General features: G+C 38.5%; 4 protein-coding genes, 1 pseudogene and 1 CRISPR repeat array (1 of these 6 cut by a window edge). Of the genes and pseudogenes, 4 read left to right on the top strand and 1 reads right to left on the bottom strand.

The genetic code is table 11. From position 1 onward, the window contains the following. Nucleotides 1-678: direct repeats of the CRISPR family, unit length 35 nt; unit sequence GTTTCCATTCATACGCTTCACGAATTGGAAGCAAG; it reaches 1,332 nt to the left of the window's first position. Between the two features lie 237 nt (nt 679-915). Continuing rightward, entirely contained in the window at nt 916-3,084 is a 2,169-nt protein-coding gene (gene ppk1, locus IM507_RS15545; RefSeq protein ID WP_002733452.1) for a polyphosphate kinase 1, read from the bottom strand. Between the two features lie 629 nt (nt 3,085-3,713). Here ppk1 and IM507_RS15540 point away from each other — a divergent pair. The 4 genes and pseudogenes from IM507_RS15540 to IM507_RS15525 form a co-directional block, all read left to right on the top strand. After that, nucleotides 3,714-3,905, top strand: a pseudogene (locus IM507_RS15540) (IS30 family transposase); the annotation flags it as partial. A 257-nt stretch (nt 3,906-4,162) separates the two neighbouring features. Continuing rightward, the gene (locus tag IM507_RS15535) at nt 4,163-8,422 is read left to right on the top strand and encodes an SDR family NAD(P)-dependent oxidoreductase (RefSeq protein WP_123230863.1); all 4,260 of its coding nucleotides are present in this window, start codon (nt 4,163-4,165) and stop codon (nt 8,420-8,422) included. Between the two features lie 244 nt (nt 8,423-8,666). Further along, nucleotides 8,667-10,544 (top strand): TubC N-terminal docking domain-related protein, encoded by a 1,878-nt coding sequence (locus tag IM507_RS15530; protein WP_002734343.1) that lies wholly within the window; start codon nt 8,667-8,669, stop codon nt 10,542-10,544. Nucleotides 10,545-10,667: 123 nt separating this feature from the next. Then, nucleotides 10,668-15,452, top strand: a complete 4,785-nt coding sequence (locus tag IM507_RS15525; protein WP_123230862.1) for a non-ribosomal peptide synthetase — start codon at nt 10,668-10,670, stop codon at nt 15,450-15,452. Nucleotides 15,453-15,454: the final 2 nt, after the last annotated feature.

The raw sequence follows: 15,454 nt of genomic DNA, 5'->3' as shown, positions 1-15,454 counted from the left end.
CACGAATTGGAAGCAAGATGTTTTTATCTGCATTTCTTTTTGCTAGATTAGGGTTTCCATTCATACGCTTCACGAATTGGAAGCAAGTGTCCCTCGTTAGAAAGGGCATCGAAAAAGCACTACCCTTGACGTTTCCATTCATACGCTTCACGAATTGGAAGCAAGACCCCCTTGCGCGGGTCAGGGAGATTGGGGAAATTGTGTTTCCATTCATACGCTTCACGAATTGGAAGCAAGTTTATCCCCCATGCATAAGCAGGGAAGCGCCGCCATGAGTTTCCATTCATACGCTTCACGAATTGGAAGCAAGACGACTACGCCGCTGATAAAGCTGATAGAAACGTCGTCTAGGTTTCCATTCATACGCTTCACGAATTGGAAGCAAGACCAATTATGGACCTCAAAACCATTGCCAATGTCCCAGGTTTCCATTCATACGCTTCACGAATTGGAAGCAAGTTGCAACCGACCGTAAAGGTGGGTGGTTGGGCGCTTTTGGGTTTCCATTCATACGCTTCACGAATTGGAAGCAAGCTCCGATTGGAAACAGAGGAGTGGGAGGACCTGGGGTTTCCATTCATACGCTTCACGAATTGGAAGCAAGTTGTAAGGAAGCCGACCTGCAGTGGGAGTGGGACCGAGAGTTTCCATTCATACGCTTCACGAATTGGAAGCAAGACTAGCTTTGCAAAACTAGGCTGTACAAGGATTGTACAACGATTTTTCGTGGGATACTGAAAAGCATAGACATTATTAATAATAATTTTCAATAGTCACCTCGGTCATCAGGCTCAAAGCCTTACTGGACAAGGCATCGACGCACCTCAACGAAAACTCTAGATTTTCAGCCATTGTGTCTAACCCGCGAAAAATGTTGATAACCGATAACTAATAACTAATAACTGATCACTGTTCCTATGGACTAATACCCGCAGATTTAAGGGTCTTGTCCATTAAAATTACATGGGTACTGCTTTCCTGTCCCTCATTGTCAGCACGACGCTGAATATAACTGCCATCGGATTGTAATTCCCATGCTTGTCGGTTATCTGACAACATAATCCCGAGAATTTCTTCCAGTTCCTTGGCGATCGCTGGTTCATCAATGGGTGTCACTGCTTCCACGCGACGAGTCAGGTTCCGCGTCATCCAATCGGCGCTACCAATATAAACCTCCTCCTGACCATCATTGTAAAAGTAAAAAATGCGGGAATGTTCCAAAAAGCGGCCGATAATGCTAATTACTCGGATATTTTCGCTTATTTCTGGCAATCCGGGTCGTAAACAACAGATGCCGCGAATAATTAAGTCAATCTGCACACCAGCACGAGAAGCGGCGTATAAAGCTTCTATAATCGGTTTATCGACAATAGAGTTCATTTTTGCCACAATGCGCCCCGTACCGCCATTTTTACAGTTTTTGGCCTCGCGATCGATCATTGCTAACATCCGTTTTCGCAAACTCACTGGAGCAATTAAAAGTTTGCGGTAGGATTGCTGACGGGAGTATCCAGTCAGAAAGTTAAATAAATCGGTGATATCTGCCCCCAAATCCTCGCGACAGCTAAGTAAGCCCAAATCAGTGTATAATTTAGCCGTTTTTGGGTTATAATTGCCCGTGCCAATATGGAAATAACGACGGATTTTATCCCCTTCTTTTCTGACCACGAGAACCACTTTCGTGTGGGTTTTTAGACCAACTAAGCCATAAACAACGTGAACTCCGGCTTGTTCGAGCTTTTTCGCCCAACTAATGTTATTTTCCTCATCAAAGCGTGCTTTTAGTTCCACTAACGCCGCTACCTGTTTCCCATTTTCCGCGGCTGCAATCAGGGAATTGACAATCGGGGAATCTCCGGAAGTACGATACAAAGTCATTTTAATCGCTAAAACATGGGCATCATAGGCCGCCTGGGCGATAAACTGTTGTACTGAGGCACTAAAGGAATGGTAGGGGTGATGAACGAGAATATCGTTATTGCGAATTAAAGTAAAAATATCTTCGCCATCCTGTTCTAAAATGCCGTCTTCGTTACCGTCAACTATTTCTCGCAATCCCTGTAAAACCGGTGGGGTGACAGGATTCCAAGGGGGATCTTTCAGTTCGGGACAGGGTAAAGACAGAAAATAAAATAAATCTTTGTGTCCCAGCAGTCCATCCACATCGTAAACATCGATCTCCTCAAGTCCCAGATCGCGCATGATCCGGTCTTTAATATTGCTAGGGGTAGAACTGTGAATTTCCAGACGTACTGCCGATTTACCGATGCGGCGCTTGCGTACTTCTTCCTCGATCGCTAATAATAAATCATCGGCCTCATCTTCTTCGACGGAGATGTCAGCATTGCGTGTCACCCGAAAAGGATAACATTCTTGAATGATCATGCCGGGGAAAAGTGCCTCTAAATTGTGCATTACCACCTGTTCCAGAGGCACTCCCGTCCAAATCGAAGCTTTTCCATCTTGGTGGCGTAATTCCTTGGATAATGCCAGAAAACGGGGGAAAACCTGCGGCACTTTCACCCTGGCAAATAATTCTTTATCGGTGTCGGGATCGCGAACGACTACGGCTAAATTGAGACTAAGATTAGAAATATAGGGAAAAGGATGACTAGGATCCACCGCTAGGGGAGTTAAAACGGGGAAAATATTTTGTTCAAAGTAATCATGGAGATAATTGCGCTGTTCTTGATGTAAATCAACATAGTTAATCAGATGAATTCCCTGTTCCACTAAGAGATTTTTTAGGGTGTGTTCAAAAAGACGATCCTGCTGTTGTACAAGGGGACGCAGACGTTTACTGATCTCGGTTAGCTGTTCCGAGGCAGTCCGGCCATCGGCACTTAAAACGGCTACATTTGCCTCTACCTGTTGTTTAAGCACTGCCACCCGTACCATAAAAAATTCGTCGAGATTGGCACAAAAAATGGCGGTAAATTTTAATCTTTCTAGTAGGGGAGTCCGAGGATCAAGTGCTTCATAAAGCACGCGACGATTAAATTCTAACCAGCTTAATTCTCGGTTAAAGTAATATTGCGAATCTTTAAGATCGATTTCAGAAGTTACGGTAGAAGCTTTAGCCATAGAGTCTAATACCTAAATAATAGATTAAACAGTTAGTAAGAAGCCACTCAAGTCTAAATTTGACTATTTTTGGCGTTTTTTTAGGCTACATTGCCCCAGATTAACCAAAGTTACCCCGATTATCTTGGATGCTAGTCCTACTGATTTTAGCCTGACTGGGGAAAAAATCAATTTATTAAAAGGTTAAGAAATCAGTCCCGACAGATCAAGGTTAAATTAATCTTTCGGTGAAATTAGATTTGTTAAAGATCTAGACTTCCCCGTTGACAAAAGGCCATAACCTGTGCTGTGGCAGGGATTAAGAGAATTTGTGCCGCTCGCTACTGGCTATAAATTAAGGAAACCCCTAATAAATATAACGCTTTCTGTTGCAGAGAAGTCGGTCGAGTTATCTTAGAAAAACCATAACTTCCCTCTCTAATTCTACATTTTACTATATTCAAGTAAATCGTCCTCAAGTCCTCCAATAGAGTCCGAGTAATATCTAGTTCCCAAGTAGAACCGGGGAACGCTCTCTTTAGGTTCTACCTGAATACTAATGCTATTTTAAGGCAGAGCTTTAGATATTGTGTTCCAAGAAGTTAATTTTGTCCTATTACTTATAAAATGATCTATCAAAACTAAGCTAAAGTAAAAGCAATCTAGTGGCAGAAAAACTTTTCCAAGAGATTCCCTCTGACAAAAGAAAAATCGACCCTTGTGACAAGGGCAAAGAATTTATTGGACATCAAGAGTTGAGTGAGAAACTAGGAGTAGATTTTTATTTTGCTACTCCTGATCATTCTTGGGAGAGGGGATTAAACGAGCCGACTAATGGACTAAGCTCAGACGGATCTAAATCCCTTATTCTTGGATTAGCCGAATCTCCCCCACCCCCCGGAAGTGGGAAAGTTGGGGGGAGTCTTGCCTCTTGCATAAGTCCCTCATCTCAACAAGTAATTTAAATTACGAAAAACTTAACAATCGTCCTCGAAAATATCTTGACTATCCTAGCCCGAATGAGGTATGCTCTGATAGCTCAGACAGTGATGCAATTCAGGCTTGAATTGGCCTGTACACAGAATCGAGGATATTAGGTATGAGGACAGAACACAAAAATCCACAATTAAATTGTCAGAAATTAGCAGAAGTATTTTTATCAAATCCCTTAATTGAAGATTGCTATTTTATGGTACGGGAGGGGGAATTAGTCGCCTATATCGTTTCCTCTGGAGCTTGGAATTCTGAACAATTGTCCTCCGATTTACAGTCTCAGTTACCGGACAATCTTCTACCTAATATCTATGTGCAGATTTCCAGTTTACCCTTAACCGATAGCGGTGATGTCGATGAAACTGCATTAAAGAATATTGAAATTATCGATGATCATCAAGTTCAGGAAACAGAAGAAAAACTAGGCTCTTTGTCAGATGTCGATCAAGTCGCTGTCGTCATGACTTCTAAAAAGAACAAAATTTTACCCCTACATCTATCAGAATTATTGCCCTTAAAAATAGAGAAAAAAAATGATAATCAAGAATCTCAAACCCCGATTCATCTGGGGATTCACACTTCTAACACTCAAGCTGGAATCAGTCACGGACAGCTTTTAGAAGAATCTGAACTTCAACCGAAAACCTTGGCAGAAATCCTCCAAAAAGCTGCTGAAAATTATTCAAATAAAGGGATTATTTATATTCAATCTAATGGTTCAGAAGTTTTTCAATCTTATCAACAATTATGGGAAGAAGCTCAACAAATACAAGCCGGATTACAAAAGCAGGGTTTACAAGCTCAAGATAAAGTAATTCTTCAGCTATCGGAAAACTATGATATCATTTCCGCATTTTGGGGGTGTCTTTTAGGAGGATTTATTCCTGTTATTATTTCAGTGCCACCCAGCTATAAAGATTTTAATAATGAAATTCATAAAATTTCTCAAGTTTGGCAGTTGTTAGATGAACCTACTATTATCACAAATCAATCCCGTCAGCAAGAGATAAAACATTTAAAACAATGGTTGCCTAATCAAACCTTAAGATTGAGTTTTATTGAAGAATTAAAAACTTATTCTCCCCATCAGACTCATATTAGTCAACCGGATGATATTGCGTTCTTTAATCTAACATCAGGCAGTACAGGAATACCGAAATGTATCTCATTAACCCATAAAAATGTCATCTCTCGTGCGCGAGGAACAAACATCATTTGTGAACATCAAAACGACGATATTATTCTTAATTGGCTTCCTTTTGATCATATTGGAAGTATTTCAGACTGGAATATTCGCTGTGTCGAGTTAGGATGCCAAATGGTTTATGTTCAAACTGAATATATATTAGGTCGTCCTTTGAATTGGTTAGATTTAATTGCTCAATATCGAATTACCCATAGTTGGGCTCCTAATTTTGCTTATAATTTGATCAATGAAGCTTTAAAAAAAGAACCGGATCAAAATTGGAATTTAGATTGTGTCAAATTCTTTTTGGCAGCGGGTGAAGCCGTTTCTGGTCAAGCAGTTGGAGAATTTATTAACACCCTTCATCTTCAATATAATCTGAAAAAAACGGCGATGCGTCCTGCTTTTGGGATGGCAGAAATGGGGTCAGGAATTACCTATTATCAGCCGACAGAACAACAGCCATTACTCTTTCATACGGTTGATAAATCCTCCTTGAATTCTTCCTTAAAACGAGTCCATCCTGAACATCCCAATGGTGCAACCTTTACGGATTTAGGATTACCCATCCCAGGAATATCGATTAGAATTGTTAATGCTGATAATTCCCTATTACCAGAAGAAACCATTGGTCATTTACAAGTTAAAGGTCATGCAGTTTCACCCGGGTATTATAAAAACCCAGAAGCAAATCAAGACGCTTTCTTAAAAGATGGCTGGTTTAAGACAGGAGATTTAGCATTTATTAGTAACGGTCATTTAGTTATCACTGGAAGAAGTAAAGAAACCATTATTATTAATGGAGTGAATTATTATAGCCATGAAATTGAAACTGTAGTGGAAACTATTGAAGAAGTACAAGCGTCCTACACAGCCGCTTGTGCTGTTTATGATCCTAGGAATAGTACCGATCAATTAGCTTTATTTTTTAGTGCAGAAACCTTTGATCACCAGCATCTAGCGGAACTTCTGAAAAAGATTAGACGAAAAGTAATTAACAGTTTTGGCGTTAATCCTGAATATTTAATCCCCTTAAATAAAACTGAAATTCCTAAAACTTCCATTGGTAAAATTCAGCGATCGCAATTAACAAAACGGTTTGGAAATGGAGAATTTAATTCTATTTTAAAAGAAATAGATATTTTATTAGAAAACGATCAAACCATTCCTGATTGGTTTTACCAGAAAGTTTGGAAACCTCGATCTCCAGTTAACTTAAAACCCGAACTTTCCAAGTATTGTAGTTTAATTTTTCTGGATTGCTTGGGTTTAGGAGCATCTTTAGCAGAAAAAATCGAAGGGCAAAACTTACCCTGTATCACGGTTTTAGCAGCGGAAGAATTTTCTCAAATCAGTCAAAATTGCTATACTCTAAGACCCGGGACAGCCAATCATTATCAACAGTTAATGGCATCTTTATCCGAGCGAAAAATTATTCTTGGCAATATTATTCATCTGGGGACTTATCAAGACTATCAGGGAGAAATTTCAACAATTGAACAGTTAGAAAAAGCACAAGAAAAAGGAACCTATGATTTATTATTCCTAGTTCAAGCTTTAGCTAAAATTCATGATTTTAACTCAAAAATTCAATTGCTATTTGTTTCCAGTTATAGTCAATTTGTCATAGAAACCGATGAAATTGCCTATGAAAAATCTCCAGTTTTAGGACTGATCAAAACCCTAGCTCAAGAACTTCCTTGGTTAAATACTCGTCATGTTGATTTACCTCTGGATCAAACCGAAATTAATCTCAGTTATCTGCTGCAAGAACTATCGGTTTTATCCAAGGAAAGAGAAATTGCCTATCGCAACGGGAAACGTTTAATCGCAGGTTTGGAAAAAGTCAATTTACTTCAACACACCCAACAGGAATTACCCTTTAAATCAGGGGGAATTTATCTGATTACTGGAGGACTAGGGGGGATTGGCAGACAAATTGCTCAGTATTTGCTCAAAAATTATCAAGCTCGTTTACTGTTAATTGGAAAAACACCTTTACCAGAAAAACACCTCTGGAGTGAGTATCTCAAAACCGAAGATCAATTATCCTTAAAAATCAAAAATCTCCAAGCTTTAGAAAATCTTGGGGGACAGGTAATTTATCAAGCGGTAGATGTGGCTAATTTCCCTCAAGTTAAACAGGCTGTAGAACAGGTGAAAAAACAATGGCAAGGAGAACTTAATGGGGTGATTCATCTGGCTGGAATTTACAAAGATTGTTTACTTCTGGACGAAACTCAAGAGGGTTTATCGACAATTCTTCACTCTAAAGTAATAGGAACTTGGGTTTTACATCAACTTCTCAAAGAATCTCAGGGAATTTTTATTAGTTTTTCTTCCTTGGCTAGTTTTTTTGGAGGAGCGGCTTTGGGTTCCTATGCGGCGGCTAATAGTTTCCTTGAGTCTTTGAACAGCTATCAAAAATCTAAGAATTTGTTCCCCAGTTATTGTTATAGTTGGACAACTTGGCAAGAAACCGGGATTAGCCAAGGTTATCAGATGCAATACATAACTCGATCTCAAGGGTATTATGATATGACAGTGCGGCAAGGTTTAGACTCATTTCTAACGAGTTTATATCACAACCAAAGACAATTAATAATCGGTTTAGATGGGAGTAATAGCAAGATTAATCGTTTCACATCTAGGTCTGAAGGATGCCAAAAGTTAACGGCTTATTACACCCGTAAATCTACAGTTCAATCGGTCAATCTACCTAATCATGTTAGTCTAAAAGATCGATTGGGAACGTCCTATCAATGTCCCCTAGTTCTGCGACAATCTCTGCCTATTAAGGATAATGGAGACATTGATAAGCGGCAATTACTCAAGGAACTCCAAGGCAAAGAAAATAACGAATTGATAGCACCCAGAACGGAAGCTGAACGTCAAGTTGCTAAGATTTGGCAAAAGGTGTTAAATCTATCTCAAATTGGAATTCATGACAATTTCTTTGAACTAGGAGGACATTCCTTGCTGGCTAGTCAAGTCATCTCTCGTTTACGCGATGTTTTCTCGGTAGAATTGTCTTTGCACAGTTTATTAGAATACCCCACCGTTGCCAGTTTAACTCAAACGATTGAGGTGCTTAATGTAGCCAACAATAGTCAAAGTGTATCCAAAAGTGGTAAAGTTATGACAACAGCCTCAGAAAATTATGAAGAAGGAGAATTATGAAAATAGCTTAACTAAAATTTAAGCTTTTCAGATCCATTTTGGAAAAAAATGTAAAAAATTGTATCCATCACTAAAATTTATCATCCAGAATATGCTATAAATAGTTTCGGTTTAAAACAGTCTTTTTGTGGAGTATGTAAGCGGTTGCTCCCATAGCAACTGACTTTAACAATAACCACCGACTCCCCGCCATTGATAATTTTTGTTTGGTCTATAGTATTTAGTCTTTGAGGGACTTAAATTTATGAAAACAGTTGAATTTTTATCGGATCTGAATCATTTAGGTGTGACAATTTGGATGGAAGGGGATAAGCTGCGCTATCGTTCTCCTCAAGGTGTTATGACTCCCGATTTACTCGAACAATTGAAAGAGCATAAAGAAGAACTCATCGTTTTATTGCGTGAACAAGCTGACAATTTTAGTTCGGAAACAGACTATGATGTGGCAATTTGTGGCGGTGGATTAGCGGGTTTAACCTTAGCGAGACAGTTAAAACTTAAACAACCTAATCTTTCCGTTGTTGTTCTTGATAAAATGGCTCGTCCTTTACCCGAAGCTGGTTTTAAAGTGGGGGAATCAACCGTTGAAGTTGGTGCTTTTTATTTAGCAAATACGCTGCAGTTAACCGATTATTTTAACAATCAACATTTATCTAAACTGGGATTACGTTATTTTTTCAAACCTCAAGAAACTGAATTTCATAAAAGACCTGAACTGGGATTATCAGAGTTTCATGCTCCTAAATCTTATCAAATTGATCGGGGTAAATTAGAAAATGATTTACGCCAATTTAATATTGAAGCAGGAATTGACCTTAAAGAAAATTGTTCGGTTAAAGACATCGAGTTTGCTGAAGGGCTACAGCAACAGCATAAAATTATTTATACTCAAGGCAGTGGAGCGAATCAAAAAACTCATTGTATTAAATCCCGATGGGTTGTCGATGCGATGGGTCGTCGTCGATTTATACAGAAGAAACTCGGTTTAGCGAAACCTAATCATAATAATTACAGTGCGGTTTGGTTCCGAGTTGAGGGTCGTTTTGATGTCAGCAATTTTGTGCCAGCCAGTGAAGAAAAATGGCATCGGCGTGTTCCTAATAACAACCGTTATTATTCTACAAATCATTTATGCGGTGAAGGATACTGGGTTTGGTTAATTCCTTTATCTACGGGTTATACCAGTATTGGCATTGTGGCTCGTCAAGATATTCACCCGTTAAAAAATTATCATAACTATGAGTTAGCCTTTCAGTGGTTAAGGGAAAATGAACCCGTTTTAGCGGCTCATTTAGAAGGTAAATCCCCAGAAGACTTTAGAAAGATGCCGAAATATAGCTACTCCTCGAAACAAGTCTTTTCCTTTAATCGTTGGGCTTGTGTCGGTGAAGCAGGCCTATTTCCTGATCCGTTTTATTCCCCCGGTTCAGATAGTATTGGTTTTGGCAATTCTTTAACCACTCAAATGATTGAACTTGACCTTAAAGGTCAACTAACTCCCGAAAGAGTTGACGATGCGAATCACTTTTATTTAACCTATCACGATGGGTTAGCCTTTAATATTCAAAATTCCTATAACTGTCTTAAAAATGGGACAGCGATGGCTACAAAAGTCATCTGGGATACCTTAGCTGGATGGACATTCGGTTGCTTAATGATGTTTAATTCCATCTTCCTTGACCCGGAACTTAAGATGAAAGTTCAACAGATTAATGCAGAATTTTTCCCTCTTTCCTATCGAATACAACAACTATTCCGAGATTGGGCAAATCAATCCCTGGGTCGGGTTAGCTTTGAATTTATTGATTACTTAGCAATCCCCTTTGTAAATGAACTGCGAACCAGGAATTTACAATCTAATAAAACCGAAGCTGAAATCATAGAAGCTTATCGAGCCAGCTTAAAATTATTAGAAGAATTTGCTCAAGTCATTTTTCAAATTGCCTTAGAGGATACCAGACCCGAACTGTTACCTAAAATTAACGAACACCCCTGGTTAAATGCTTGGGCAATTAGTTTGGATGCCAGTAAATGGGAGACTGATGGGCTGTTTTCGCCTAAGAGCGAACCTCGTAATTTACACAGCATTAAAAAACAATATTTAGAGGCAATAAACCGATAAAAATAGACGAATCAAGTTGATTATATCTCTAACAGTAGCTCTAGCTTGAGCTACTGTACTCAGCCAAATATCACCCCCATTCCAAAAATACCAGAACATTAATTAAGGAAAAGGATACTATTGATGAAAGTCGCAGAATTTTTATCTTACTTAAATAGTTTAGACATCAAGCTTTGGCTTGAGGAAGAAAAGTTAAAATATCAAGCTCCCCAAGGAGCAATGACACCAGAAATTAAGCAAGAAATCGGGACAAGAAAACCAGAAATTCTCACTTTTTTAAGAAGTGCAACAACACCATCTAAACCCCTTGAATCCGTAATTAATAGCGTTGCCCGAACTGAAGATTTACCCCTATCTTTTGCTCAACAGAGAATGTGGTTTCTCTATCAGATGGATCAGCAAAATTCGGCTTATAATGAAGCTCTAACCATCCGTTTAACGGGACGCTTAAACATTGATATTTTAGAGCAAACGATTAATGCTATTATTCAACGCCATGAGAGCTTACGGACAACCTTTCCAGTGGTTGAAGGAAAACCTATTCAAAAAATTGCTCCATCTCTAAAGATTAAATTATTAGTTATTAATTTAAAAGATATTTCCCAAGATCAAATTGATAAACAGATTATTGAAGAACTACAAAAACCCTTTGATTTAACCCAATCTCCCCTATTACGATGTACTCTGTTTGATCTGGGATATGAAAATTATATTTTAGTCAACGTTTTCCATCATATTATTATCGATGGTTGGTCAAAGGGCATTTTATTTAAAGAATTATCTAAATTTTATCAAGCACTTTTATCCAATTCAACCGTAGATTTACCCGAATTAGCCATACAATATGCGGATTTTGCGGTATGGCAAAGACAATGGTTACAAGGTGAAATCTTAGAAAATCAGTTAAATTATTGGAAAAAACAATTAACGGCTGCTCCTCCTTTATTAGAACTTCCAACCGATAAACCCCGTCCAGCTACTCCCAATTTTCGAGGTCATAGTATCTCGTTTCAAATTGACTCAGAACTCACAGAAAACCTGAAACTTTTGAGCCAAAAGTCGGGGGTGACTTTATTTATGACCTTACTGGCTGCTTTAAACACTTTACTCTTTCGTTATAGTGGTCAAGATGATATTTTAATCGGGACACCCACCGCCAACCGAAACCGACAAGAAATTGAACCTTTGATTGGGTTTTTTGTCAATACTTTAGTGCTGCGGAATTCCCTAGAAGGAAATCCGACTTTTTCGGGATTATTACAGCAAGCTCGCAATGTTGTTTTAGAAGCGTATGCCAATCAAGATGTCCCCTTTGAGCAAGTGGTTGATGGGTTAGAAATCGAACGAAGTTTAAGTTATAATCCCTTATTTCAGGTCATGTTTGCGATGCAAAATGCCCCCCTCAATGCTTTAGAATTACCTGATTTAAAGGCTCAATATTTAGCCGTTGAAAACCAGAGAATTAAATTTGATCTCAGCTTAGTTTTAGAGGAAATCGAAACCGAAAAAGGAGCTTATTTAGAAGGTTTTTGGGAATATGATAGCGACCTATTTACTCCTGAAAGAATTAACCGCATGGTGGGTCATTTCCAAACTTTATTAAAGGGGATTGTAGCCAATCCTCAGCAAACCATCGGGGAATTACCGTTACTGACTGAATCGGAAAAACAGCAATTATTAGTAGAATGGAATCAAACTCAAACGTCTTATCCTGATCATTACTGTATTCATCAGTTATTTGAAGAACAGGTTGTTAAAACACCTGATGCTATAGCGGTCATCGATGGAGAACAATCCCTCACCTATGAACAGTTAAATCAAAAAGCCAATCAGATTGCCCGTTATTTACAAAAATTAGGGGTTAAACCAGATCAATTAATTGGGATTTGTGTCGAGCGATTACCCTTAATGATTATTGGATTTTTAGGAATCTTAAAAGCTGGAGGAGCTTATGTACCACTGGACACAAGCTATCCCGAAGAACGACTTGAATCTATCATAAATGATGCTGAAATCAAAATTTTATTAACGCAACAGCACCTCATCAAAAAACTACCAACAACAGTCAATCAATTGATTTGTTTAGAACAAGATGAAGACCCAATTAAACAACAAAGTAAACAGAATCCTCTCAGTCATGTTAACGCTGAGAATTTAGCCTACGTCATCTATACTTCAGGTTCTACAGGTAAACCTAAAGGAGTTGCTATTCCCCATCGAGGAGTGACTCGTTTAGTCTGTAATACTAACTATATATATTTAAAACCAACTGATAGAATGGCTCAGGTTTCTAATCCTTCTTTTGATGCCGCTACTTTTGAAATTTGGGGGGCGCTGATACATGGCGCACAGTTAATAGGAGTAGATAAAGATAGAGTTCTTTCTCCTGAAAAATTTGTTCATTTTCTCCAAAAATATCAAATTACTATTTTATTCTTAACGACAGCGTTATTTAATCAGTTAGTTCAGACTATTCCCCATGCTTTTCAAAGCTTAAGATATTTACTTTTTGGTGGCGAAGCAGTTGATCCTCAATGGGTCAAAGAATCCCTTAATAAAGGAACCGCTCAAAATTTACTTCATGTTTATGGGCCAACAGAAAGCACAACTTTTACCTCTTGGTATTTAATTAAAAATATTCCTTCAGAAGCTACAACTATTCCAATTGGTCGTCCTTTAGCTAATACAGAAATTTATATTCTTGATCCCTATTTGCAACCTGTTCCTATTGGTGTTAAAGGCGAATTGCATATTGGTGGTGATGGTTTAGCCCGTTGTTATCTCAATCGTCCTGACTTAACTGAACAAAAATTTATTCCCAATCCTTTTAGTCAAGATTCGTCAGCACGTCTGTATAAAACAGGTGATATAGTACGCTATTTAGCCGATGGGAATATTGAATTTATTGGACGGATTGATCATCAGGTAAAAATCAGAGGTTTTAGAATTGAATTAGGCGAAATAGAAGCCGTTTTATTTCAGCATCCTCAAGTCAAAGATGGAATTGTTATCGCCAGAGAAGATCTACTTGGAATCAAGCGTTTGTATGCTTATGTTGTTCCGAAAGATAAACAACTCACTCAGCCAGAATTACGAATTTTTCTCCAAGAAAAGCTGCCCAATTATATGATTCCTGCTTTCTTGATTTTCTTAGATGCTTTTACTCTTAATCAGAATGGAAAAATTGATCGCAGTGTTTTACCTAGACCAGAAATTGATGTTAATGAATTAGAAAATTATCTTCTTCCTAGTACCGAGAAAGAAACAATTCTAGCCCAAATTTGGCAGGAAGTTTTAGGGCAAAATCAAATTAGTATTAATGAGAATTTCTTTGAATTAGGAGGCGATTCAATTATCGCCATTCAAATTGTCGCTAAAGCTAATCAAGTGGGATTACAAATTACTCCTAAACAATTATTTAGTCATCAAACTATCGCTCAATTAGCCACCGTAGCGGAGACAACTGCTATCACTGAAATTGACCAGGGATTAGTTACAGGTGAAGTCCCGTTAACGCCGATTCAAAAATGGTTTTTTGAACAAAACTGGCCCGAACGTCATCACTTTAATCAATCTATCTTGTTAGAGGTTCCCAATAATCTACAACCAGATTTATTAAAACAAACTATTTCTAAATTACTCTATCACCATGATGCCTTGCGGTTACGGTTTGTGCAAAAAGGGGAACAATGGCAACAAAATCACAGCGATGATTGCAATAATTTCGCTTTTGAAAAGGTGGATTTATCCCATCTATCTTACCATGAACAATTGACCAAGATGGCAGAAATTTCTGAGGTTCAACAACGGGTACTGAATTTAGAGGAAGGCCCCTTAATGGCGGTGGTTTTCTTCGCCTTGGGTGAGAGTGGAAAAATGTTAATTGTAATTCATCATTTAGCAGTAGATGGAATTTCTTGGCGGATTATCCTCGAAGATTTCGTTACGATTTACCAGCAATTAGAAACCCAAAAGCCTCTGCAACTTCCTCCTAAAACCAGTTCTTTTAAAACTTGGGCTGAGGAACTGCAAAACTATGCGAAAACCCCAGAGTTTTACGCTCAATTCAAGTATTGGCTAAACCGTGATTTTTCATCCGTTTCTCCTCTTCCTGTAGATGTTCAGGGGGATGCCCAATCTAACATTGTTGCCCATGCCAAAACGGTCTCTTTCACCTTAACCGAAGAACAAACCCGCTTACTCTTACAGGAGGTTCCGCAAGCTTATAACACCCAAATTAATGATATTCTATTGACCGCTTTAGTCCAAGCTTTTGGCCGTTGGACAGGAAATTATAAGCTTTTGCTTGACATGGAAGGTCATGGAAGAGAGAATGTAATTGAATCCGTGAATTTATCTCGAACTGTGGGTTGGTTTACCAGTATTTTCCCCGTCTTTTTGACCTTAGAAAATCTTCACCATCCGGGTGAGTGTCTCAAGTCCATTAAAGAGCAGTTAAGACAAATTCCGAATCGAGGATTTGATTATGGAATTGGATATTATCTGAGTTCAGATTTAACGATTCAATCCCCGTTAAAAAACTATCCAAAAGCTCAAGTCAGCTTTAATTATTTAGGTCAATTTACCAGCCATCAAATCGGCGAGATAGGCTGGAAATTATCTCAAGAATCCACTGGTTCCATTCATAGTCCTTTGGGACAACGTTCCCATTTAATTGCGATTCATGGAATTGTGGTTGATGGGCAACTTGATATGGAATGGCAATATAGTGAAAATTTTCATCATCAAACAACGATCAAAAATTTAGCCGCTGCTTATCGAGATTCTTTAGAAAGCCTGATTAACCATTGTTTATCGGTAGAAGGAGGCTATACTCCATCGGATTTTCCCGATGCGGATCTTAATCAGGCAGAATTAGATGAACTGCTTTCAGAACTTGATTTTTAACC

Source organism: Microcystis sp. M20BS1 (genome assembly GCF_020245305.1).
GTDB classification, from domain to species: domain Bacteria; phylum Cyanobacteriota; class Cyanobacteriia; order Cyanobacteriales; family Microcystaceae; genus Microcystis; species Microcystis ichthyoblabe_A.
The sequence above is the reverse complement of the archived record's forward strand: the minus strand, read 5'-3'. Positions and strand labels throughout refer to the sequence as shown.